This is a genomic window from Bradyrhizobium sp. 6(2017) (genome assembly GCF_011058295.2).
Classification (GTDB): Bacteria; Pseudomonadota; Alphaproteobacteria; order Rhizobiales; family Xanthobacteraceae; genus Bradyrhizobium; species Bradyrhizobium septentrionale.
The window spans coordinates 8,214,542-8,236,889 of the sequence record NZ_CP049289.2; the positions used below are offsets into that span (position 1 = coordinate 8,214,542).

Genomic DNA, 22,348 nt, shown 5'->3' on the forward strand with positions numbered 1-22,348 from the left:
TCCATCTATCGGCTGCGCGGCGATAGGGATCGTTTCGCTCGCACTGACATTGGCGGTGGCTACGCATCTACCAGTGTACCGGCAATTGCATTGAACAACTCAATTAGGGCTCTGACGCCGAGAACATAGTCGAGGTCACTGCCCCATCGCCCGTACATGCCCGCCCCGGGAACTAGCCGGTCGAGTACGGGGGTTCCCTCGGTATCGAACGCATACTTTGGTTCATCCACGTGGAAGATTCGAAACTTGAGTGGAGACCACATGCGAAAAACATTACCACCGAGCCACACGCCAACCTCAAAGACAAGACCGCCGCTCACCTTCTTCCGCCAACGGTTGCGCGAACGAGCCTCGAATCCCAACGCGCCACAGAACTGATCGATGAAAGGGACAACATCCGTCTTCTTGATCAATCTGCGCTCAACGTCGAGGCCCAGCCGCGCCCCTTCCGCCTTCTGCAATCCACTGTAGAGCGTAATCCGGCTTTCTCGGAATTCCCGATCCTCCGACACCTTCTTGGTGTGGTCGAGCAAACACCTGAGAAGCGGTGGATTCCGATATGGCAGTTCAATCGGCGGTCTAGCGGCAAACAGTTCGTCCAAGAAAACAGAACGATATTGTGGCTCAATGACGAAGGCGCGTTGGTCTGAATTTCCTTGCCCGAGCGACTGCATCGTTTCAATAGCCACTTCGTCCCAGTATCGATTGAGCAACTCCGAATGCTTTTCTCCGCAGAATTCGCCGATTTCCTCTTGCCAAGCTCTGTGGATCGAAAACCCAAGCGCCTCAAATGCGAGCTGCGCCGGGCATCGACCCGGCCAACCCGCCACCGCCCTCAGCAGCGGATGCTCGTCCATTCGTTCTCCCTAGCCAATGCATGTCGAAGTCCTTCCTCACGCATACTCCGGCAGTTTCGCCGCCACCTCGGGCGTCTTGCCGCGGATCATGTCGGAGGCCTTGTCGGCGATCATCAAGGTCGAGGCGTTGAGGTTGGCGGAGATCATCCGCGGCATGATCGAGGCGTCGATCACGCGCAGGCCCTGCATGCCATGGACCCGGAGCTGGTCGTCGACCACGGCCCATGGCGCGTCGGCCGGTCCCATCCGGCAGGTGCAGCCGGGATGGAAGGTGGTGGTGCCGCGCTGGGTCGCGGCGGCGAGCAGCTCCTCGTCGCTCGTCACCTTCGGACCCGGAAAATCCTCGTAGGCGTAGTACGGCTTGAGCGGCTCGGAGGCGAGCAGCCGGCGCGCCAGCTTCATGCCGGCGACGACGACGCGGCGGTCGATCTCCTCGGCGAGATAGTTGGTCTGGATGATCGGCGGCGCGAACGGATCGGCGGAGCGGATCCGGACATAGCCGCGGCTCTCCGGCCGCTGCTGCCATGACGCCACCGTCATGCCGGGCTCGTCCTCGAGCTGGCCCTGCACGCCTTCCTTGTAGCTCGCCGGCGTGAAGGTGAGCTGCAAATCGGAGCTCTCGGTGGTCTCGCCGGAATGCCAGAAGCAGTAGACCATGGTCGGCGACAGCGACAGCAGACCGCGCCGCGTCGTCGCCCATTTGATTGCTTCGCCCCACAGGCTGAAACCGCGGCGCATTTCGTTGATGGTCCGGATGTTCTTGACCCGCGCCACCGAGCGCGGCGCGTAGTGATCCTGCAGGCCTTCGCCGACACCCGGCAGTGCGTGCCGCACCTCGATGCCGTGCGCCTGCAACAGCTCAGGCGAACCGACCCCGGAGAGCTGCAACAGCTGCGGCGAGTTGTAGGCGCCGCCGGAGAGGATGACCTCCTTGGTGGCGCGAATCTCGAGCGGGTCGCCGTATTTGCCGCCGCGGTTGTAGCGCACGCCGACCGCACGCTTGCCCTCGAAGATGATCCCGGTGACATGGGCATGCGTACGCACATCGACATTCGGCCGCCGCCGCGCCGGATGCAGATAGGCGGTCGCCGCACTGACGCGCAGGCCGTTCAGGATGGTACGCTGGCAATAGGACACGCCCTCCTGGATCTGGCCGTTGTAGTCGGGATTGCGCGGAATGCCGAGGCTGACTGCGCCGGCCATGAAGGCCTCGCAGAGCGGGTCCTGCCAGTCCATCGTGGTGACGGTGAGATTGCCGTCACGGCCGCGATAGGTATCGTCGCCCTCGCCGATCCTTCGCTCCATGCGCCGGAAATACGGCAGCACGTCGGGATAGCCCCAGCCGCGATTGCCGAGCTGCGCCCAGGTGTCGAAATCCTGGCGCTGGCCGCGGTTGTAGATGTGGCCGTTGATCGACGACGAGCCGCCGAGCGTCTTGCCGCGCGGCGCATAGATGCTGCGCCCGCCGGTGTAGGGACCCACCTCCTGCTGGTAGGCCCAGTTCACGCTCTTCATGTGGAAGGTCTTGATGAAGCCGGCCGGCAGATGGATGTAGGGATGCCAGTCGCTCGGCCCCGCCTCGAGCACGCAGACCCTCGTGCCCGCATCTTCGCTCAACCGGTTGGTCAGCACGCTTCCGGCGGAACCTGCGCCGATGATCACATAATCGAACGTTTCCATCGTCTCGTTTCTGGCGCCGACTGCGGTCTCAGCGCGGTTTTTCGTTGAGTTGATAGTTGAGATGGGCCTTCACCGTCGGCCATTCGCTGGCGATGATGCTGTAAACCACGGTATCGCGCAACGTGCCGTTGGGCGCGATCTGATGGCTGCGCAGGATGCCGTCCTGCTTGGCGCCGAGACGCTCGATGCCGCGCCGGCTCTGGTGATTGAAGAAATGCGTGCGGAACTCGACCGCGATGCAATCGAGCTTCTCGAAGGCATGTTGCAGCAGCAGCAGCTTGCACTGCGTGTTGACCGCGCTGCGCTGCACACGCTTGGCGTACCAGGTCGAGCCGATCTCGACGCGGCGGTTCGGCGTGTCGACATTCATGTAGGTCGTCATGCCGGAAATCTTGCCGTCGGCATCGAACACCGTGAACGGCAGCATCGTGCCCGCGGTGTGCAGGCCGAGCCGGCGGTCGATCTCCTTCGTCATGTTCTCCGGTTGCGGAATCGCGGTGTACCAGAGGTTCGAGAGACCGCCGTCTTTCACGGCTTCCGTCAGTCCATCGACGTGAGCGTGCGACAGCGGTTCAAGCCGCGCATGCGCGCCGCGAAGGGTGACAGGTTCAAGCCAGGGCATTCGAACATCCTCTACGTAGAAGCAGGACCTCACTTTAACCCGTCATTGCGAGCGAAGCGAAGCAATCCATCTATCCGCGCATGTGGAGGGATGGATTGCTTCGTCGCTGCGCTCCTCGCAATGACGGCAAGTGCATCATTTGTTCAAGAAGTTGAGCGGCAATCCCGGCCGCGGCCAGTCCATCGCGATCAGCTCGCCCTTGCCCGACAGCGTGATGTACGCGGTCTTCAGCTCGGGGCCGCCGAAGGCGATGTTGGTGGTGACGCGATCGCCGGTCGGCACCTGCTCGACCACGGTGCCGTCGGGCGCGATCACCGAGATGCAGCCCGAGACCAGCGTCGCGACACAGATATTGCCTGATGCCTCCACCGCGAGCGAGTCGAACATCTGGTAGCCGCCGAGGCCCGCGATCGGCTTGCCGCGCTCGCCGCGATAGATGATGTCGCGCGGTTTGACGGTGCCGGGCTCGGACACCTCATAGGCCCACAGCCGCGCAGTCGGCGTCTCCGCGATGTAGACGGTCTCCTCGTCCGGCGACAGGCCGATACCGTTGGCCGGCAGGATGCCGTGCACGGCTTCGACGATCTCGTTCATGCCGGGCTTCAGATAGTAGAACGCGCCGACATCCATGTCGCGGGCGCGGCGCTTGCCGAGATCGGAGAACCACAGGCCGCCCTGCCTGTCGAACACCAGATCGTTCGGGCCGCGCAGCCCATGCTCGCCGCATTTCGTCACCACGGTCTCGACCTTGCCGGATCGCAGATCGACGCGCTGGATCGAGCCGCCGAGATAATCCTCGGGCTGCGGACCCGGCATGATCATGTTCTTGGTCGGGATCCAGGAGAAGCCGCCATTGTTGCAGATGTACATCTTGCCGTCGGGACCGAGCGCGGCACCGTTCGGGCCGCCCGGCACCTTGGCGACGATCTCCTTGCGCCCGTCGGGATAGACTCGCGTCAGCCGCTGGCCGCGGATTTCGACCAGCACGACCGAACCGTCGGGCATCACGACCGGGCCTTCGGGAAACTCCAGATCAGTGGCGAGAACTCGGATATTGGCCATGGCATCCTCCCGGCTCTTGGGCTGCAGGCGGATTCCGAACGGCCCCGCACGCGCAACATGTTATTTCCCCTGTTATGGCAAAGTGGGTTTGGCTTGCCAAGCAATCAGCGGCGCAACGCTGCCCGGCGTTGAGGTGGCGGGCTCCATCATGACCACACCAACGGCGTCGTCCTGGCGAAAGCCAGGACCCATAACCACCACACTTGGTGATGAATGGGATCGTTGCCCCCGACATCGCACAACAATTCTCATTTGGGGTAATGGGTCCTGGCTTTCGCCAGGACGACGATGAAGATGGTCTTCGATTCGACCGGCCAAACAGCTTGTTCGGTGTCATCACCCGCGCATGCGGGTGATCCAGTATTCCAGAGACGCCGGTGCTTGAACCGAGGGGCCGCGGCGTACTGGATCGCCCGGTCGAGCCGGGCGATGACAGATGTGGTGGGGACGCGGCTTCGCATTCTCGCGACATGAATTGTCCGAGCTTTGCTCTTCGTTTCGCCCCCTCTCTCGCAGAGGGCGCAGGGAAAGCCGGGTGCCGATCGCACCCATGGGCCCCGAGCAATGGGTAGAAAGCTCGGGGGTAGGACCACAGGTGTAACCGGAAACTCCGGCTTTCCCTGCGCGATGGGTTACGGCTTACTTCGCGCTCTCCCCGGCGAGACTGGGCTTGTTTGTCACCGCCTTCGCAAGACGCAATTGCGTCTTACAAGGGGACACCGGCCGCTAGGGCGTCAGGACCACGCGACTTCGCCGTCCGCTTCGCGTGCTCTCGTCAGTCACACACTCGGCGTCCACCGCATCCCACACCGCGTTCGTGACGATCGCGAAGCGCCCCTCGATCGGGTGAGACGGGCGGATTTATAGCACTGAGTTTCATTTCTGATAAAGCGAAATATTTTCGCGCGCGAGCATTGACAGGTTTTACTGAGTTGCCCGTCGGGTTGTTTTGTCGCACCCCAGCCGTCATTCCGGGGCTCGCGAAGCGAGAGCCCGGAATCCATCAGGCAACATCACGGGTGGCAAAATGGATTCCGGGCTCGCGCCAAGAGGCGCGCCCCGGAATGACGGAAGAGCTCAACTCAACGTCCCCGCATGCACCCACCAGCCGGGGTGATCGGCGCGGAGCTTTTCGCCGGCGGCCTCGGCGTCGGCGTCGGTTTCGAAGATCGCAAAGCAGGTCGCGCCGGAGCCCGACATGCGGGCGAGGCGAACGGCCCTCGCCGCGCGCAAGGCGGATAGCACGTCGCTGATGACGGGCTCGATCCGCGCGGCGGGGGCTTCGAGATCGTTGGTGCCGCGCTTGAGCGCCGCGATCCAGTCGTCGACCGCGTGCCCCTCCGGCCAGGACGGCGCCTGCATCATGACGTCGGTGGCGCCGATCAGGAGTTCGCCGTTGCGCAGGCCGAGCGCATTGAAAACGTCCCTGGTCGCGACCGGCACGCGCGGATTGACCAGCACGCAGGGCATTTTCGGCAGGTCGAGCGGCAGCAGGCCTTCGCCGACGCCGGTCATGTCGCAGGCGCGCGAGGCGACGCACACCGGCACGTCGGCGCCGGTCTGCAGCGCGACCGCCATGATCCTGCTATCGTCGAGCGAGAGCTCGTTGAGCCGCGCCAGCAGCCGCAGCGCGGCCGCGGCGTCCGCCGAACCGCCGCCGATGCCGGCCGCAACCGGCAGCACCTTCTCCAGTGTGAAGTGGCCGACCTTGAGGTCGACGACCTGCTCGCCGAGCAGGCGCGCCGCCTTGAGCACCAGATTGTCTGACGTATCGCCGCAGGCATCGGCGAGCGGTCCTGACATCGCAAGCGACAGCCCGGAGCCCGGCTCGAGCGTGAGTCGATCGGCGCAATCGGCAAACGCGACGACGCTCTCCAGGTCGTGAAACCCATCGACGCGCCGCCCGACAACCTTCAGCGTCAGGTTGACCTTGGCACGCCCTTCTTCAATCAGCGCCGGCACGGCGATAAACCCCTAAAAAACGATATCGTGTGCGATTAGCGTAAATCGCACCATGATCCTATCCCTTTGTTGGCAAGGAAATTCCGGGTCTGGGACACGCCTGAGACACTCTTACCGTCATTCCGGGGCGATGCGCAGCATCGAACCCGGAATCTCGAGATTCCGGGTTCGCCCTTCGGGCGCCCCGGAATGACAGAACAATTGAATAGGCGCGCAAATGCCCGGGACAAGCCCGGGCATGACGCCTCAACTGAAAATGCAGCGCTAGCGACTTATGCGCCTAGCCGCCCTTGCCGTCGTCGTCCTTCTTCTTGTCGGCGGAGGCGGCGGAGGAGTTGGCATCGTCCGGCAGGCCGTTGTCGATCTTGGCCTGGATCTTCGGCAACTCGTCCGGCTCGGGCTTGAGGTCGCGCGCATGCGCCCACTGGAACTTGGCTTCCAGCGTGCGGCCGACGCGCCAATAGGCATCGCCGAGATGGTCGTTGATAGTCGGATCTTCCGGCTTCAGATCGATCGCGCGCTCGAGGTTCTTCACCGCCTCCTCGAAATTGCCGATCCGGTAATAGGCCCAGCCGAGGGAGTCGACGATGTAGCCGTCGTCGGGGCGCTGATCGACGGCACGCTTGATCATCTTCATGCCTTCGTCGAGGTTGATGCCCTGGTCGATCCAGGAATAGCCGAGATAGTTCAGCACATGCGGCTGCTCGGGCTGCAGCTCGAGCGCCTTGCGCATGTCGGCCTCGGCCTTGTTCCACTGCTTGGAACGCTCCTCGCAGATGCCGCGGTAGTAATAGGTGACCCAGGCATTCTTGTCGCCGCCGGCCGGCAGCGCGTCGATCGCCTGCGAATAGGTGGTGGCGCAGTCGCCGAACTTCTTGCGGCCACGCTCGATATTGCCGAGCGCCAGGATCGCCTCGATGTCCTTCGGCTGCTCTGTTGTGACTTCCTTCAGGATCTTGATCGCCTCGTCGCTGCGGTCGGCGGCGTCGAGATTGGTCGCGAGCTGGATCTGGGCGTTGCGCTTCAGCGCCGAGGACGCCGGCATCCGCTCATAGACCTTGATCGCCATCTGCGGCTTCTTCACCGATTCATAGAGATCGGCGAGCGACAGCAGTGCCAGCGGATGGTTCGGCTGCAGATAGAGCGCAAGCTGCAGATAGACCAGCGCGAGGTCCTCGCCGCCGCGGCGGGTCAGCGTGGCGCCGATGCCGTACAGCGCCTCGGCGGCGCCGGCCTGGGGTGAATCGATCAGCGGCGGCAGCTTCTTGCCGGCCTTGGTCTCCTTGATGCCTTCCAGCACCAGCGGATGGCGCGGCAGCTTCTTGTCGAAGGCCTCGTACATCGCAGTCGCAGCGGCGGCATCCTTGTTGCGCGAGGTCCAGCGCGCATATTCGTCGACCGTGCGCAGCATCGAATCGTCGAGCTTGTAGACGCGCTCGAAGCGGGCGCCGGCATCCTTGTCCTTGCCGGCGAGCTCGTAAATCATGCCGGCATGCAGGTCCTTGAAGATCGGATACCATTCCGGGCCGGTCAGCTTGTCGATCGAGGCGACCGCACCCTTGCTGTCGCCGGCGCCTTGGGCGGCCCAGGCCGACAGCAGCGTCGCGACCAGGTCGGTGATCGGGCCGCGGACCGACTGGTTGATGTTGGACTGCGCGGCGGCGTATTTCTTCTGCTTGAGGTCGCGCACGCCGACCACGAGGCGGGCGACGCGGTTGGCCTTGTCCTGGGTCAGGATGCGGTCGGCGAGCTTGACCGCCTCCTCGATGTCGCCGTCGGCGAGCGAGGAGATGAAGGCGCGGTCGAGCAGCTCGGAGTTCTTCGGATCGGTGCGCAGCGCCGAGCGGTAGAACGCCGCAGCCGAGGTCGCGTCGCGCTCGACGCTGGCGTGGCGAGCCGCCAGATAGCTGCCGGCGGTGGTCAGCGATTTCAGGTCGGTCTTGCTCGGGAATTGCGCGGCATTGTCGGTCGGATGGTCCGGCGTTTGCGCCGACAGCTGCGCAGGAACGGCAAGCGCCGCCGCAGCAAGAAGGGCAATCGTCAGGCGGTTGAAACGGGTGGACAGCATCACGGTCGCCTTGCTCCAGGGGTTTAAGGCCACGAAGGATTTACGGCCAAGATCCTCGCGACAAGATCTTGCGATCAGTCTCAAAATGCGAACCCAAGCGGCGGCATCACGGCGAGCGGACAATGCCGCTTTTGGCGCTCTACCGCAAGGATAGCCCATGACGAATCAATTGGCAGATTAGGCCTTTACGCCCGCCGATCCAGCCAGCACCACCGCAAAAGCCTCCCACTATGGCGGTATCGTGACCGGGCCGGGCACATTCGCGTGCAGACGCAAAAAGCCGCGGATCCCGGCGCCGCAGGCCCCCGTTTCGCCGCTCTCGCCGGAGCTGCAATCCGGCCGCGCCCACGACAGGACAGGCCGAGCGCAGGCTGCGGCGACCTCACGCAAATGTGGCCGGCCGTCTCGCCTTACATCGCCTCGTAGTTACATGGCCTCGTAGTTCGGACCGCCGCCGCCCTCCGGAGGAACCCAGGTGATGTTGCCGTTGGGGTCCTTCACGTCGCAGGTTTTGCAGTGGACGCAGTTCTGGGCGTTGATCTGGTAGCGCGGTGTGGCGCCCTCCTCGACCCATTCATAGACACCGGCCGGGCAATAGCGGTTGGAGGGACCGGCGAACACATCGTGCTCCGACGTCTTCTGCAGGTTCATGTCGGCGACCCTGAGATGGACCGGCTGGTCCTCCTCATGGTTGGTGTTGGACAGGAACACCGACGACAGCTTGTCGAACGAGATCTTGCCGTCCGGCTTCGGATAGGCGATCGGCTGGTGCTGCTTGGACGGATCGAGCGTCTTGCGGTCCGGCTTGGCATGCGACTGGGTGCCGAACAGCGAGAAGCCGAGCGTATTGCACCACATGTCAAAGCCGGACAGCACCATTCCGAGTATGTTGCCGAACTTCGACAACAGCGGCTTGGCGTTGCGGACCTTGAACAGGTCCTTGCCGATCGCAGACGAACGCCAGGCATTCTCGTAGTCGACGAGTTCGTCATTAGTGCGTCCGGCGCCGAGCGCTGCCGCGACGTGCTCGGCGGCGAGCGTGCCGGAGCCCATCGCATTGTGGACGCCCTTGATGCGCGGGACGTTGACGAAGCCCGCCGCGCAGCCGATCAGCGCGCCGCCCGGGAAAGACAGCCGCGGCACCGACTGGTAGCCGCCCTCGGTGATGGCGCGTGCACCATAGGCGAGCCGCTTGCCGCCCTCGAACAGCTCGCGGACATCGGGATGAGTCTTGAAGCGCTGGAATTCGTCGAACGGCGACAGATACGGGTCGTTGTAGTTCAGATGCACGACGAAACCGACCGCGACGCGGTTGTCGTCGTAGTGATAGAGGAACGAGCCGCCGCCGGTCTTGTCGTTCAGCGGCCATCCCAGCGTATGCTGAACCCGTCCCTTGCGGTGCTTCGCCGGATCGATCTGCCAGACCTCCTTCAGCCCGATGCCGAATTTCGACGGCTCGCTGTTGGCGTCGAGCTTGAACTTCGCGATCAGCTGCTTCGACAACGAGCCACGTGCGCCTTCGGCGAACAGCGTGTACTTGCCGAGCAGCTCCATGCCGCGGGTGTAGGAATCCTTGTGGCTGCCGTCCTTGGCGATGCCCATGTCGCCGGTCGCGATGCCCCGCACCGCGCCCTTGTCGTCATAGAGCACCTCGGTGGCGGCAAAGCCCGGATAGATCTCGACGCCGAGCGCTTCCGCCTTCGGCGCCAGCCAGCGGCAGACGTTGCCGAGCGAGCCGATGTAGCAGTGATGATTGTACATCAAGGGCGGCATGATGAAGTTCGGCAGGCGGAACCAGCCCTGCGACGTCGTCCAGTAGAAGCGGTCTTCCTTGACCTGCGTCTTCAGCGGACAGTCGGCGTCGTCGCGCCAGTCCGGGATCAACTTGTCGAGCCCGGCCGGATCGATCACCGCACCGGACAGGATGTGCGCGCCGACCTCGGAGCCCTTCTCCACCACGACGATCGAGAGCTCCGGATTGAGCTGCTTCAGCCGGATCGCGGCCGACAGGCCCGAGGGGCCGGCGCCGACGATGACGACATCGAATTCCATAGACTCGCGCGGAGGAAGGTCTTCAGCACTCATGATCCTGGTCTCAGCCCATCGAGAACGCTTCTAAGCTTTTCAAAAGTCGTTGTTTCCGATTTTTGACCGAAGAACAACCATGGAATCGCACTTCCATGGGTTTGCACGGCCCCGATACCTTAAGAGAATAATCTTTTCCAAAAACCGGCCTCCACTTTTCCCGATCATGCTCTAGATTGCAGCCATCATGGCCCTGACGCCCGAGCCCGCCCCTACACTGCAGCAATTGCTTGCCTTTTACCTCGAGGCCGGGGTCGATTGCGCGCTTGGCGACGCGCCGATCAACCGGCTGGAGGAGCCCGAGCCAGTTCCCGCGCCCGCCGCGCCGCGGCCACCAGTGGCGCTCAATCCGCTGCGTCCCCCGCCGCTGGCGATGCCTTCAGTTCCGCGCAGCGAAATCACCGTCGCGCCGGACGCCGCGATTGCCTCCGCACGCGAAGCCGCACGCACCGCACCGACGCTGGAAGTCTTGCGCGCGCTCATGGAGACATTCGACGGCTGCGCGCTGAAACACACCGCGACCCGGCTGGTGTTTGCCGACGGCAATCCCGAGGCGCGGGTGATGTTCGTCGGCGAGGCGCCGGGCCGCGACGAGGACATCGAGGGCCTGCCGTTCGTCGGCCGCTCAGGCAAACTGCTCGACCGCATGATCGCGGCGATCGGGCTCGACCGCAGCAAGGCCTACATCGCCAACGTCATTCCGTGGCGGCCGCCGGGCAACCGCACGCCGACGCCGCAGGAGACGCAGGTGTGCCTGCCCTTCATCCAGCGCCACATCGAGCTGGTGAATCCGGACGTGCTGGTGACGCTCGGCAATCCCTCGACGCAGGCGCTGCTCGGCACACGCGAGGGCATCATGCGCACGCGCGGCAAATGGATCGACTACGACACCGGCACCCGCACGATCCGCGCCGTCGCCACCTTCCATCCGGCCTATCTGCTGCGCTCGCCGTCCTACAAGCGGTTGTCCTGGCAGGATTTGCGCGCCATCGCGAAGGTGCTGCAGCCGGCGACGGCGTAACGGCGTCGCAACTTCGTAGGGTGGGTTAGCGCAGCGTAACCCACCGACTTGCTCACCGCGGAGAGAATGGTGGGTTACGCCTTCGGCTAACCCACCCTACAGAGCTCACACTACTTCGGCCGCACGATCGCCCAGCCGATCCGCAGCACCGGCTGCCGTCCATTGACCAGCCGGTCGAACGAGCGCGGCACTTCCGGCACCAGGCCGGGAAAGCGCTGCGCGAGTTCGGGCGGCGGCGTGCCGGCGGTGTCCTGCGCGCGCCAGACCACGACGCCGCCGGTCTCGTTGAACTTCGGGATCGACAGCCACGGCGTCCGCTGCGGCGCGGCGTCGAGCAGCAGATGCGGACGACGGCTGTTCATCGCAATCAGGCTGGCGATTTCAGGATCGCCGGCCACCGCGCGCAGCCGCTGGTTGGTGCGGCGCTCATAGCTGTCGTCGAAGAAGCGCCCCATCGCGGCTGCCGGCAACGAGGTCGGCACCTCGGTGGTGCTGGTCCAGGGCAGGAACAGCGCCGCCGCCAGCGCGACTGCGGCGGGCGCCGCGACGGCAAAAGCCCAGACCGAACGCAACACCCGTTGCCGCCGGAGCGGAATCAGATCGCCGGTCGCGACGACGACGGCGAGCCCCGACATCAGAAGCGCCACGCCGGCGCCGCCGAAGGCGCGATCGAGATCGAATAGGCCGGAGACGAAGCTGCCCGCGATCGCCGGCGCGAAGGCGAAGAAATAGACGAACTGCTGCGCCAGCGGACTGACCGACGGACGATAGATGATCGGCGCGTCCTCGGCCTCGCGGGCGAACCAGCGCGAATTGAGGATCGCCAGCAGCGCGATTGCGGCCGTCGCCACGATCAGCCCGCCGAGCACGACGCCCCAGTGCAGCGCGCGCGCCTTGAGATCTGCGAGCGCGGGCACGGCCGGCAGCGCCAGCACGTCAGCGCGGATCAGCCAGATCAGATAGGGCAGCGCCAGCACGATGATGACCAGCACCGCATAGAGCGGATCGACCGCCTTGAGCGTGCGCCGCCCGCGCTCGGTTGCAAGGGCGAAGCCGATCACGAGCAGGATCATGCCGAGGGCCGCCGGCGTCGTCAGCAGCAACAGGCCGCAATCGATCGACCAGGCGAACCAGGCGGCGCGCCGGTTCTGGCCGATCAATTGCCAGGAGTGCAGCAGCAGCAGCGCCCAGAGCGGACGCGCCAGGATCAGCGGGCCGAACTCGACGCTGGGTGAAGCGAACACCACGACCGTCATCGACAGCAGCACCGCCAGCACGCCCTGCGGGCCGCCGACGATGGCGCGCGCCAGCTGGTAGAACGCGATGAAGGTGGCGATCTCGCAGGCCTGCGCCAGAAGATAGACGCCGAGCACATGATTGCCGGCGGCACGGAAGGCGATGTCGGCGAGCCAGAACGCCAGCGGCGGCCCCATGTCGGTGCCGACCTGATATTCGCGGCCGAAGGCCAGGATGGCGGCGAGATTGCCGGGCGGGCTGCCGTAGAAGATCAGCGGCAGGAATAGCCAGATCGCGGCCTGCACCAGCACCACGACCCACACCACCAGGCGCGGCCGGGCGCGGATCAGTTCGACAACCAGGGAGGTAAACCGCATGAAACGCCTGAAATGCCCCAGCCACCCGTCAGCGGCGCCATCTGATCCCGGTGGTTTTGATAAACGGCGGCGGCGATGGAGGCAACGGTGTACGGTGTGGCTACACCGCAAAGTCACCTCCCCTGTCATCACCCACGAAGGCGGGTCATCCAGTACGCCGCGGCCTCTCAATCGAAAACGGCTGGCTCTGGAATACTGGATCGCCCGGTCGAGCCGGGCGATGACACCGTTGGATGGGCTGGCGCAGTTGCGCTACGCCGCCGCGGATTCGGCGGCTTCGCTTTCCTCGTCCACCGTGAACAGGTCGGGCTCGGCCGGGACCGGAAAATGCTTCAGCCGCGCGGCGACGACGGGGGCGAAGAAGCTGCGGTGATGGGTGGTGGGCCCGAGCCGGTCCAGCGCCTCGAGGTGCTCGGGCACGCCATAGCCCTTGTGCTGCTCGAACCCGTAGCCGGGACAGTCCAGCGCCAGCGCGCACATCAGGCGGTCGCGCGTCACCTTGGCGATGATCGAGGCTGCCGCGATCGAGGCCACGATGCCGTCGCCGCCGATCACGGCGTCGCAGTCGCAGGGCGTGGCGAGCTTGTCGCGGCCGTCGACGAAGACATGCTTCGGCATTTCCGGCAGCGCATGCACCGCGCGCGCCAGCGCCCACAGCGAGGCGCGCAGGATGTTGTCGCGGTCGATTCGCGCCGGCGACGCCACCGCGACCGAGAACGCTGATGTGGCGCAAATCTCCTCGAACAGTTCCTCGCGGCGCTCGGCGGTCAGCCGCTTCGAATCGTCGAGGCCTTTGGGAATGCGATTGGGGTCCAGCACCACGGCGGCGGCGACCACGGGACCTGCCAGCGGGCCCCGCCCGGCCTCGTCGCAGCCGGCGACCGGCCAGACGCCGCGCTTGATCAGCGCCCGCTCGCGCCGGAAGCTCGGCCGCGTCACGATACGCTTCTCCGGCTTGGCTGACTTGGCCAGCGCCTTCTTCGACGTGCTCTTGGACTTGTCCCGAATCATGCGGGGATGGTGATCAAGCCAGCCCCGCGGCGCAACCGGGAACCAGCCGCCCTTCCCCGCAATTCAATCCGGCCGGCTTTTAGTCGGGAATCGACACGCGCCTGTTATCGAGCACCTCAAACCCCGGCGCGCGCACCACTTCCCAGGCGTGGCCGTCGGGATCGGCGAAATAGCCGCAGTAGCCGCCATAACTGGTGGGCTGCGCGGGGTTCAGCAATTTGCCGCCCTTCGACAGCGCGAACGCCATCACACAATCGACCTCGGCATCGTCGTTGCAGTTCCAGGCGATCGCAACGCCGCGGAACGCTGAAGGCCGCGGCTGATCGGGCAGGGCGGCATCGGCGGCGAGCAGATGCCACGGGAACAGCCCGAGCACAGTGCCGCCGGTGTCGAAGAAGGCGACCTCCTCGCCGGTCCCGCGCATCTTCCTGGTGAAGCCGAGCGATTCATAGAAGGCGATGCTGGCGCGCATGTCGCTGACGCCGAGCGTGAGGACGGTGAAGCGTGGGGTCGGGGCGTTACTCATTGTTGCACTCACTCTTTTGACGTCATCATAGCCCGGATGGAGCGAAGCGTAATCCGGGACCTCTATCCGCGGGCAACGATTTCCCGGATTGCGCTGCGCTTCATCCGGGCTACGGACCTCATCTAGAACAAGCTCAACTGCTCGCCGTTGCGCTTCGGCTTGGCAAAATGATCGGTGGTCAGCTTGGTGCGCCGCTTGTTGAGGCCGAGTTTCTCGCAAGCGATCTCGAAGCGGCGGCCGATCATCCAGGCCATCGGGCCGGTGCCCTTCATCCGCGTGCCCCATTGCGAGTCGTAATCGCGGCCGCCGCGCATGTCGCGGATCAGCGTGAAGACGTGGCGGTAGCGGTCGGGATAGTTCGCCATCAGCCATTCGCGAAAGAGATCGCGGACCTCGAGCGGCAGCCGCAGCAGCACGTAGCTCGCCTCCTTGGCGCCGGCATGCACGGCGGCATCGAGGATGCGCTCGATCTCGGAATCGTTCAGCGCCGGGATCACGGGCGCGATCATCGCCGTGGTCGGGATGCCGGCGTCAGCCAGCCGCTTGATCGCCTCGAGCCGCTTCGGCGGCGTCGATGCGCGCGGCTCCATGGTGCGGGCGAGTTTCGGGTCGAGCGTCGTCACCGAGAGCGCGACCTTGGCGAGATTGCGCTTGGCCATCCGCGCCAGAATATCGATATCGCGGGTCACCAGCGCCGACTTGGTCACGATGCCGACCGGATGCCCGGCGCGCTCCAAGACCTCGAGAATGCCGCGCATGATCTTCCGCTCGCGCTCGATCGGCTGATACGGATCGGTGTTGGTGCCGATCGCGATCATCCGCGCCTCATAGTCGGGCGCCGCCAGCTCCTTCTCGAGCAGTGCGGGCGCGTCCGGCTTGGCGAACAGTTTGGATTCGAAGTCGAGCCCCGGCGACAGGCCGAGATAGGCGTGGGTCGGCCGCGCGAAGCAATAGACGCAGCCGTGCTCGCAGCCGCGATAGGGATTGATCGAACGGTCGAAGCCGATGTCGGGCGAGTCGTTGCGGGTGATCACCTTGCGCGAGGTGTCGAGCGCCACACTGGTCTGGAACGGCGGCAGGTCGTCGAGGCTCTGCCAGCCGTCGTCGAAGGCTGTCCGCGCCTCGGCCTCGTAGCGGCCGCTGGCGTTGGACTGCGCGCCACGGCCGCGCCGCCGCTCGCGCTCGATCGCGACCGCAAGCTCGGGAAAAGGGGTGGGTGCACCCGCCGGGTTATCGGAGGGCGCCGTTACCGGCGGGTGCTTGAGGGCATGAGAGGATGCTCGGCTCATGCTGTGAAGCTAACACAGCTTGAGAACAAATCAAGAACATCGCTTGAGAAAATCCACAAAGTGATGGCGCAAAATTCTGCAGGCGAAAAGGCTGCTTTGAATATGACAAGGTGATAACACGGCCGGAGTTTTTCAACCGTTTGAGCCATCGAAGCCTCGAATCATGCTGAGCGTGATCATTCCAACCGACGGCGTCGAGCGCACCGCGGTCGCGACATTGGCGGCGCTGGTGCCGGGCGCAGCCGCGGGCGTCATCCGCGAAGTGCTGCTGGTCGACCGCACCAACAGCGACGTGATGGAGCGGGTTGCCGACATCGCCGGCTGCGGTTTCCTGCGCTTCGAGGGCACGCGCGCCGCGGCACTTGCCGCCGGTGCAAAGCAGGCCCGTTCGCCCTGGCTGATGTTCCTGCATCCGGGCGCAGTGCTCGACGCCGGCTGGATCGAGGAGACCACCCAGTTCATCCAGATGGTGGCGGCAAGCGGCAAGGACCGCGCCGGCATCTTCCGCTACGCCCGCGCGCCCTATACCGACCCCGGCCTGCGCGACGGCATCAAATTCGTCGCCCGGATGATCGTGGGCCCTTCGGCCGAACAGGGCCTCCTGATCGCGCGCGACCATTACGAGCGGATCGGCGGCTATCGGCCCGACGCGCGTCGCTCCGAGGCGCGGCTGCTGCGCCGGCTCGGCCGCTCCTCCCGCACCATGCTGCGCAGCCGGATCATGGTGGCGTAGGGTTTCCGACCCGCGACGACGCTTCGAGATGCCCTGAAATGCACATCGGCCTTGCCATTTATTTGATTCCGTCAAATAATATGTTTGATGAAATCAAGTTCGTATGACACGACGCTCGAGAGCCAGGTCGCCGCGATCCGCGGCTTCAGCCGGTTCTACACCCGCAAGCTCGGCATCATCGAGCCGAAGCTGCTGGATTCGCCGTTCACGCTGCAGGAAGCGCGGATCATCTACGAGTTCGCGCATCGCGAGAACTGCACCGCGACCGATCTGGTGCGCGAGCTCGACCTCGATGCCGGCTTCGTCAGCCGCACGCTACAGGCGCTGCAGCGCCGCCAGATCGTGACGCGCAAGCCGTCGAAGGCCGACAAGCGCGTCAATGAGGTGGCGCTGACCGCCAAGGGCCGCACTGCTGCCGCTGATCTCGACCGCCGCTCGCGCAGCGAGGTCGGGGCGCTGCTGAAGCAGATGGACGGCGATCGCCGCGCCGCGGTGGTGCGCGCGATGGGCACGATCGAACAGTCGCTGGAGCCGCCGACGGAGAAGCCGACCGGCTTCCTGCTGCGCAGCCACCGCGTCGGCGATATCGGCTGGGTGATCTCGCGACAGGGACGCGCCTACGCGGAGGAATATGGCTGGGACATCAGCTACGAGGCCTTGGTGGCCGAGATCTGCGCGCAATTCCTGCGATCGTTCGATCCGGCCCGCGAGCATTGCTGGGTCGCCGAGGTCGACGGCGAGCCGGTCGGCTCGATCTTCCTGGTCAAGGGCGGCGACGGCCTCGCCAAGCTGCGGCTGCTGCTGGTGGAAGAAAAGGCGCGCGGGCTCGGCGTCGGCCGTGCGCTGGTCGAGCAATGCATCCGCTCCGCACGCGAGATGGGCTACACAAGGATGACGCTGTGGACCCAGAGCATCCTGCTCGCCGCGCGCGGCATCTACGCCCGCGCCGGCTTCCGCAAGGTGAAAGAAGAGAAGCACCACAGCTTTGGCGTCGACCTGGTCGGGGAGACCTGGGAGCTGGATTTGTGACCCTGTCATTCCGGGGCATCGCGTCAGCGATGAACCCGGAATCTCGAAGATGCGGCGCGAGATTCCGGGTTCGTGCTTCGCACGCCCCGGAATGACGGGAGACGACTACGCGCTCGCCCCTTTCGCCTTCGGACGGCGCAGATGCTCGTCCAGCCGCGGCATGATCTCGACGAAATTGCAGGGCCGCGTGCGGTAGTCGAGCTGCGCGGCCAGAATGCCGTCCCAGCCGTCACGGCAGGCGCCGGGCGATCCGGGCAGGCAGAAGATGAAGGTCGCGCCTGCCACGCCGGCGGTGGCGCGGCTCTGGATCGTCGACACGCCGATCTTGGCGTGGCTCAGCATGTGGAAGGCGATCGAGAAGCCGTCCATCCGCTTCTCGAACAGCGGCTCGACCGCCTCCGGCGTCACGTCGCGGCCGGTGAAGCCGGTGCCGCCGGTGGTGATGACGGCATCGACGCCGTCATCCGCGATCCAGCGCCGGATCACCGCCCTGATCGCCTCGACATCATCGGTGACGATCTCGCGCGCCGCGAGCTTGTGGCCGGCCGCGGTCAGACGATCGGCGAGCGTGGTGCCCGACTTGTCATCCGCCAACGTGCGGCTGTCGGAAATCGTCAGCACCGCGATGTTGAGCGGGATGAATGATTTGGATTCGTCGAGTGAGGACATTTACACCTCTTTCCCATCCCGCTGACGTCATTCTGAGGTGCGCGCCTTGCGGTGCACTTGCACCGCTGGGCGAGCCTCGAAGGATGGGCCACGGGCTCCGTCAGCCTTCGAGGCTCGCCAAGAGGCGAGCACCTCCCGACTGAGCGCATTCGCGCTCATCCGGGGATGACGCTACCGGCATACGCCTACAAGCTACCGCCGAACGTGTTGCAGGCCTGCACGGTGCCCTGCTGGTAGCCCCTCATGAACCACTCCTTGCGCTGCGCAGCGGAGCCGTGGGTGAAGGAATCAGGCACCACCCTGCCCGTCGCCTGCCGCTGCAGCGTGTCGTCGCCGATCGCATTTGCAGTGGTCAGCGCGGCGTCGATGTCGCCGGCCTCGAGGAAGCCCGGCCGCTTCTTCTCCTCGCGATTGACCCAGACGCCGGAGAGACAATCGGCCTGCAGCTCGACCTTGACCTGCAGCGCGTTGGCCTCGGCCTTGCTGCCGGCCTGCTGCTGCAGCCGGTTCACGCGCGGGATGATGCCGAGCAGGTTCTGGATGTGGTGGCCGGCCTCGTGCGCGATGATATAGGCCGCGGTGAACTTGCAGGCGTTGCCCGAGCAGCCGCGGAAGCGGGTCTCGACCTCGCGGAAGAAGCCGGTGTCGAGGAAGATGGTCTTGTCCGGCGGGCAGTAGAACGGCCCCATCGCCGACTGCGCCATGCCGCAGCGGCCGCCATTGGTGGCATTGCGGAACAGCACGATCTTCGGACCGGTGTAGGTCTGGCCCGAGGCCTGGAAGATCTCGCTCCAGCGATCGTCGATTTCACCCAAGATGCCGGCGATCATGCTGCCCATCTCGTCGGTCGGCGCGCCACGCTTGGTCTGCGCGCCCGACGACTGCCGGTCGGTCTGATAGGTCGGCGCCTGGCCGCCGCCGGTGAGAATCTCGGCGCCGCCGATCAGGATGCGCGGATCGATGCCGAAGGCATAGCCGAGCAGGCCGAGCACGATGACAGTTCCGATGCCGAGCCCGCCGCCGCCCATCGGAATCCCGAAGCCGCCACCACCGCCGCCGCCTCCTCCGCTATCGTCGCGACGGTCTTCGATGTCATCGCTGCGGCGGAAATCATCGTAGCGCATGGCGGTTTCCCTTTATCCAGTCGGCGCCCCAATGCGGGACACTCCAACCTAAAATTTCCATTCTGTTAATCAATATCCTGCCCGGCAAAAATTGCCTAGTCCAAGACGCACATCGTTTGCAGTGCGAATGGCCGCAAGCAGCGGGCAATTTACCGGTCGAATCGTGCCGGTTTGATGATCCGCAAAATTTTTCGCAGAACGCGCTGATGTTGCAGCACAACGCTGATGACACTGCGCCACAGCGTTCGAAAGATGCTGCAATCTTTTGCATGAAGATTTCCAATTAAGTCGATTTTTACTTTGCCGGCTCAATGTGGCGCCAGTCGGTTGTTTAGTCCCGCGTCGCCGACAGCGTCGCCTGAGTCAGAGTTCTTGAGTCATGGTAGTGTCGCGTCGCGGGGCGTCTGCAAGGGCGCCCCGCACTAAATTTGAGAATGCCCCGTCGAGCCGAATCGTCATTGGCGATTGCGTCGCCGAATTGTCGAAGCTGCCGTCCGGCTCGGTCGATCTGGTGTTCGCAGATCCTCCCTACAATCTGCAGCTCAAGGGCGATCTCAAGCGCCCCGACGAGTCGCATGTCGATGCCGTCAACGACGACTGGGACAAGTTCTCGTCGTTCGCCGCCTATGACGATTTCACCCGCGCCTGGCTCCTGGCCTGCCGCCGCGTGATGAAGCCGTCGGCGACGCTGTGGGTGATCGGCTCCTATCACAACATCTTCCGCGTCGGCGCCATCATGCAGGACCTCGGCTTCTGGCTGCTGAACGACATCGTGTGGCGCAAGTCCAATCCGATGCCGAACTTCCGCGGCCGCCGCTTCACCAACGCGCACGAGACCATGATCTGGGCCGCGCGCGACGAGAAGGCCAAGGGCTACACCTTCAACTATGAAGCACTGAAGGCGTCCAACGAGGACGTGCAGGCGCGCTCCGACTGGCTGATCCCGCTGTGTACCGGCGAGGAGCGCCTCAAGGGCGATGACGGCAAGAAGGTTCACCCGACGCAGAAGCCGGAGCAGCTGCTTGCCCGCGTGCTGCTGTCGTCGTCGAAGCCCGGCGACCTCGTGATCGATCCGTTCAACGGCACCGGCACCACCGGCGCCGTCGCCAAGCGGCTCGGCCGCAGCTATATCGGCTTCGAGCGCGACAAGACCTATGCGGCCGCAGCCGAGGCGCGGATCGCCGCGATCGAGCCGCTGCCGGAAGCGACGCTGGCGCCGTTCATGACCGCGCGCGAGGCGCCCCGCGTCGCGTTCTCCGAACTGATCGAGCGCGGCATGATCGTGCCCGGTGCCAGGCTGGTCGATGCCAAGAAGCGCCACGGCGCACTGGTGCGCGCCGATGGCGCCATCATGCTCGGCGACAAGGTCGGCTCGATCCACCGCATCGGCGCGGTGGCGCAGGGCTCCGGCGCCTGCAATGGCTGGACCTTCTGGCACGTCGAGACCAAGACCGGCCTGCGGCTGATCGACGAGCTGCGCGCCGAGATCCGCTCCGGGATGGCTGCGGGCTGAGCGGGCACGCGACCCTTCCGCGATTGCGGCGTTGTAGGATGGGTAGAGCGAAGCGAAACCCATCACCTTCCTGCCGTGTGATCGATGGGTATCGCTGCGCTCCATCCATCCTACGGTTCTGAGACCCGGGATGACGTCGTCTTGAACGCGGCCACCTTGTGACGCCGCAGCGGCGGGCCTACATTTGTGTCAGTCACTTGCCGTTTCGATTGGTCGCCCGATGCGAAGACAATCCGAGACATTGCTGCTGGTGCCGCTGCTGCCGGTCTTCCTGCTCGGCATGTTTCCGATGCTGCTGATCGGCCTGCTCGGATCGTTCGGCCTGATCATTTTCGGCATCCTGCTGGTCTCGGTCGGACTGACGCTCGGGCTAGAGGCGCATGGCGAGTTCAACCAGGAGATCATCGTCCACGGCCATGCCCGCGGCTCCGAGCGCGCGACGCAACTCTCCCACCTGCATGCTGCGACCCGCTCCGCCATCGTGCTGGAGATCGCGGGCGTTGTGCTGGTCGCAGCCGGCATCGCCGGCTTCCTGTGGTTCGGCTGACCGGCGCGCTGCGCGCAGCTGCCTCACAAACTCGTCGGTTGCGAAGCGCGGCGAAATTTGCGCATGAGGGGCCGTCCGCGGTCCTCGCCGGCTGCGTGCCGGTTACACCCCAAAGGAGACCCCTTTCATGCTCAAATTCTATTTCAACGGCTCGCCAAACCCGACCAAGGTCGCGCTCTTTCTCGAGGAGTCCGGACTGCCGTTCGAGCCGATCGCGGTCGACACCCGCAAGGGCGACCAGTTCACGCCGGACTATCTGAAGATCAACCCGAACAGCAAGGTGCCGGCAATCGACGACAACGGCACGATTGTGTTCGATTCCAACGCCATCCTGCTCTACCTCGCCGAGAAGACCGGCAAGTTCCTGCCGACCAACCGCGCCGAACTGCTGTCCTGGCTGATGTTCGTCGCGACCGGTGTCGGGCCGTATTCGGGACAGGCCGTGCACTTCAAGCATTTTGCGCCGAAGGACCAGAACCACGACTACGCCCATAACCGCTACCAGTACGAAACCGATCGCCATTACAAGATCCTCGACGGCCATCTTGCCAACCGCCGCTACATGGCGGGCGACAGCTACTCGATCGTCGACATGGCGCTGTGGGGCTGGGCGCGGATGGTGCCGTTCAAGCTCGGCGACGACGCCTATGCGCGGTACCCGCATGTGAAGCGCCTGGTCGACGAGATCTCGGCGCGTCCCGCCGCCGCCAGGGCGATCGCGCTGAAGGACAGGTTCACCTTCAAGGCCGAGATGGACGACGAAGCTCGCCGCAACATGTTCAAGCACATGACGACCAAGGTGGCGTGACGCACGCTGTCATTCCGGGGCGCGCGCTTGCGCGTGAACCCGGAATCCAGAGATTGTTGCGCGAGATTCCGGGTTCGCGCTGACGCGCGCCCCGGAATGACGGCAGGTGGAACGGCGCCCTCACGGGCG

19 protein-coding genes are annotated in these 22,348 nt (G+C 64.9%); 6 read left to right on the forward strand and 13 right to left on the reverse strand.

Annotated elements, in window-relative coordinates; translation table 11 throughout:
- Positions 1 to 59: 59 nt before the first annotated feature.
- The 7 genes from G6P99_RS39065 to G6P99_RS39095 form a co-directional block, all read right to left on the reverse strand.
- Positions 60 to 857, reverse strand: coding sequence for a hypothetical protein (locus G6P99_RS39065; RefSeq protein ID WP_029084029.1), 798 nt, complete (start codon positions 855 to 857; stop codon positions 60 to 62).
- 36 nt (positions 858 to 893) lie between these two features.
- Entirely contained in the window at positions 894 to 2,537 is a 1,644-nt protein-coding gene (locus G6P99_RS39070; protein WP_029084028.1) for a GMC family oxidoreductase, read from the reverse strand.
- A gap of 28 nt (positions 2,538 to 2,565) precedes the next feature.
- Positions 2,566 to 3,159 (reverse strand): GNAT family N-acetyltransferase, encoded by a 594-nt coding sequence (locus tag G6P99_RS39075; protein ID WP_029084027.1) that lies wholly within the window; start codon positions 3,157 to 3,159, stop codon positions 2,566 to 2,568.
- A gap of 135 nt (positions 3,160 to 3,294) precedes the next feature.
- Entirely contained in the window at positions 3,295 to 4,221 is a 927-nt protein-coding gene (locus G6P99_RS39080; RefSeq protein ID WP_165125977.1) for an SMP-30/gluconolactonase/LRE family protein, read from the reverse strand.
- A 1,077-nt stretch (positions 4,222 to 5,298) separates the two neighbouring features.
- Positions 5,299 to 6,183 (reverse strand): 4-(cytidine 5'-diphospho)-2-C-methyl-D-erythritol kinase, encoded by an 885-nt coding sequence (locus tag G6P99_RS39085; RefSeq protein WP_029083750.1) that lies wholly within the window; start codon positions 6,181 to 6,183, stop codon positions 5,299 to 5,301.
- A 280-nt stretch (positions 6,184 to 6,463) separates the two neighbouring features.
- Positions 6,464 to 8,251 carry a tetratricopeptide repeat protein gene (locus tag G6P99_RS39090; RefSeq protein WP_165125980.1) on the reverse strand — a complete coding sequence of 596 codons (1,788 nt, stop codon included), beginning with the start codon at positions 8,249 to 8,251 and terminating at the stop codon, positions 6,464 to 6,466.
- Positions 8,252 to 8,677: 426 nt separating this feature from the next.
- Positions 8,678 to 10,336, reverse strand: coding sequence for an electron transfer flavoprotein-ubiquinone oxidoreductase (locus G6P99_RS39095; RefSeq protein WP_029083748.1), 1,659 nt, complete (start codon positions 10,334 to 10,336; stop codon positions 8,678 to 8,680).
- A 193-nt stretch (positions 10,337 to 10,529) separates the two neighbouring features.
- Between G6P99_RS39095 and G6P99_RS39100 the strand changes: the two genes are divergently transcribed.
- Positions 10,530 to 11,357 carry a uracil-DNA glycosylase gene (locus tag G6P99_RS39100; protein WP_029083747.1) on the forward strand — a complete coding sequence of 276 codons (828 nt, stop codon included), beginning with the start codon at positions 10,530 to 10,532 and terminating at the stop codon, positions 11,355 to 11,357.
- Positions 11,358 to 11,467: 110 nt separating this feature from the next.
- On the opposite strand, the gene G6P99_RS39105 is transcribed toward G6P99_RS39100, so the two are convergent.
- The 4 genes from G6P99_RS39105 to G6P99_RS39120 all read right to left on the reverse strand — a co-directional run bounded on the left by G6P99_RS39105 (position 11,468) and on the right by G6P99_RS39120 (position 15,796).
- Positions 11,468 to 12,970, reverse strand: coding sequence for a glycosyltransferase family 39 protein (locus tag G6P99_RS39105; protein WP_029083746.1), 1,503 nt, complete (start codon positions 12,968 to 12,970; stop codon positions 11,468 to 11,470).
- 252 nt (positions 12,971 to 13,222) lie between these two features.
- Positions 13,223 to 13,981 (reverse strand): ribonuclease HII, encoded by a 759-nt coding sequence (locus G6P99_RS39110; RefSeq protein WP_029083745.1) that lies wholly within the window; start codon positions 13,979 to 13,981, stop codon positions 13,223 to 13,225.
- Positions 13,982 to 14,060: 79 nt separating this feature from the next.
- Positions 14,061 to 14,507 (reverse strand): VOC family protein, encoded by a 447-nt coding sequence (locus G6P99_RS39115; RefSeq protein WP_029083744.1) that lies wholly within the window; start codon positions 14,505 to 14,507, stop codon positions 14,061 to 14,063.
- A 122-nt stretch (positions 14,508 to 14,629) separates the two neighbouring features.
- Positions 14,630 to 15,796: a PA0069 family radical SAM protein gene (locus G6P99_RS39120; protein WP_029083743.1), complete on the reverse strand. Its 1,167-nt coding sequence runs from the start codon at positions 15,794 to 15,796 to the stop codon at positions 14,630 to 14,632.
- Between the two features lie 163 nt (positions 15,797 to 15,959).
- Between G6P99_RS39120 and G6P99_RS39125 the strand changes: the two genes are divergently transcribed.
- Together G6P99_RS39125 and G6P99_RS39130 are read left to right on the forward strand one after the other, a co-directional pair.
- Positions 15,960 to 16,529: a glycosyl transferase gene (locus tag G6P99_RS39125; protein WP_029083742.1), complete on the forward strand. Its 570-nt coding sequence runs from the start codon at positions 15,960 to 15,962 to the stop codon at positions 16,527 to 16,529.
- An 87-nt stretch (positions 16,530 to 16,616) separates the two neighbouring features.
- Positions 16,617 to 17,558, forward strand: coding sequence for a bifunctional helix-turn-helix transcriptional regulator/GNAT family N-acetyltransferase (locus G6P99_RS39130; RefSeq protein WP_029083741.1), 942 nt, complete (start codon positions 16,617 to 16,619; stop codon positions 17,556 to 17,558).
- 105 nt (positions 17,559 to 17,663) lie between these two features.
- Here the strand turns inward: G6P99_RS39130 and moaB are convergent, their stop codons facing one another.
- Both moaB and ypfJ read right to left on the reverse strand, forming a co-directional pair.
- Positions 17,664 to 18,227 carry a molybdenum cofactor biosynthesis protein B gene (moaB, locus tag G6P99_RS39135; protein ID WP_029083740.1) on the reverse strand — a complete coding sequence of 188 codons (564 nt, stop codon included), beginning with the start codon at positions 18,225 to 18,227 and terminating at the stop codon, positions 17,664 to 17,666.
- Positions 18,228 to 18,412: 185 nt separating this feature from the next.
- Entirely contained in the window at positions 18,413 to 19,351 is a 939-nt protein-coding gene (ypfJ, locus tag G6P99_RS39140; RefSeq protein ID WP_029083739.1) for a KPN_02809 family neutral zinc metallopeptidase, read from the reverse strand.
- 379 nt (positions 19,352 to 19,730) lie between these two features.
- Here ypfJ and G6P99_RS39145 point away from each other — a divergent pair, with 379 nt between their 5' ends.
- The 3 genes from G6P99_RS39145 to G6P99_RS39155 all read left to right on the forward strand — a co-directional run bounded on the left by G6P99_RS39145 (position 19,731) and on the right by G6P99_RS39155 (position 22,219).
- Entirely contained in the window at positions 19,731 to 20,864 is a 1,134-nt protein-coding gene (locus tag G6P99_RS39145; protein ID WP_029083738.1) for a site-specific DNA-methyltransferase, read from the forward strand.
- Between the two features lie 220 nt (positions 20,865 to 21,084).
- Positions 21,085 to 21,411, forward strand: coding sequence for a hypothetical protein (locus tag G6P99_RS39150; RefSeq protein WP_029083737.1), 327 nt, complete (start codon positions 21,085 to 21,087; stop codon positions 21,409 to 21,411).
- 127 nt (positions 21,412 to 21,538) lie between these two features.
- On the forward strand, positions 21,539 to 22,219 hold the full coding sequence (locus G6P99_RS39155) for a glutathione S-transferase family protein (RefSeq protein WP_029083736.1): 681 nt from the start codon (positions 21,539 to 21,541) through the stop codon (positions 22,217 to 22,219).
- Positions 22,220 to 22,348 lie beyond the last annotated feature (129 nt).

Excerpts from the sequence above, each read along its gene's own strand:
- G6P99_RS39145 (WP_029083738.1), top strand. The coding sequence starts at position 19,731 with ATGGTAGTGTCGCGTCGCGGGGCGTCTGCAAGGGCGCCCCGCACTAAA.
- G6P99_RS39080 (WP_165125977.1), bottom strand. The coding sequence starts at position 4,221 with ATGGCCAATATCCGAGTTCTCGCCACTGATCTGGAGTTTCCCGAAGGC.
- G6P99_RS39130 (WP_029083741.1), top strand. The coding sequence starts at position 16,617 with ATGAAATCAAGTTCGTATGACACGACGCTCGAGAGCCAGGTCGCCGCG.
- G6P99_RS39155 (WP_029083736.1), top strand. The coding sequence starts at position 21,539 with ATGCTCAAATTCTATTTCAACGGCTCGCCAAACCCGACCAAGGTCGCG.
- G6P99_RS39110 (WP_029083745.1), bottom strand. The coding sequence starts at position 13,981 with ATGATTCGGGACAAGTCCAAGAGCACGTCGAAGAAGGCGCTGGCCAAG.
- G6P99_RS39075 (WP_029084027.1), bottom strand. The coding sequence starts at position 3,159 with ATGCCCTGGCTTGAACCTGTCACCCTTCGCGGCGCGCATGCGCGGCTT.
- G6P99_RS39095 (WP_029083748.1), bottom strand. The coding sequence starts at position 10,336 with ATGAGTGCTGAAGACCTTCCTCCGCGCGAGTCTATGGAATTCGATGTC.
- G6P99_RS39070 (WP_029084028.1), bottom strand. The coding sequence starts at position 2,537 with ATGGAAACGTTCGATTATGTGATCATCGGCGCAGGTTCCGCCGGAAGC.
- G6P99_RS39150 (WP_029083737.1), top strand. The coding sequence starts at position 21,085 with ATGCGAAGACAATCCGAGACATTGCTGCTGGTGCCGCTGCTGCCGGTC.
- G6P99_RS39115 (WP_029083744.1), bottom strand. The coding sequence starts at position 14,507 with ATGAGTAACGCCCCGACCCCACGCTTCACCGTCCTCACGCTCGGCGTC.
- G6P99_RS39090 (WP_165125980.1), bottom strand. The coding sequence starts at position 8,251 with ATGCTGTCCACCCGTTTCAACCGCCTGACGATTGCCCTTCTTGCTGCG.
- G6P99_RS39105 (WP_029083746.1), bottom strand. The coding sequence starts at position 12,970 with ATGCGGTTTACCTCCCTGGTTGTCGAACTGATCCGCGCCCGGCCGCGC.
- G6P99_RS39125 (WP_029083742.1), top strand. The coding sequence starts at position 15,960 with ATGCTGAGCGTGATCATTCCAACCGACGGCGTCGAGCGCACCGCGGTC.
- moaB (WP_029083740.1), bottom strand. The coding sequence starts at position 18,227 with ATGTCCTCACTCGACGAATCCAAATCATTCATCCCGCTCAACATCGCG.
- G6P99_RS39065 (WP_029084029.1), bottom strand. The coding sequence starts at position 857 with ATGGACGAGCATCCGCTGCTGAGGGCGGTGGCGGGTTGGCCGGGTCGA.
- ypfJ (WP_029083739.1), bottom strand. The coding sequence starts at position 19,351 with ATGCGCTACGATGATTTCCGCCGCAGCGATGACATCGAAGACCGTCGC.
- G6P99_RS39120 (WP_029083743.1), bottom strand. The coding sequence starts at position 15,796 with ATGAGCCGAGCATCCTCTCATGCCCTCAAGCACCCGCCGGTAACGGCG.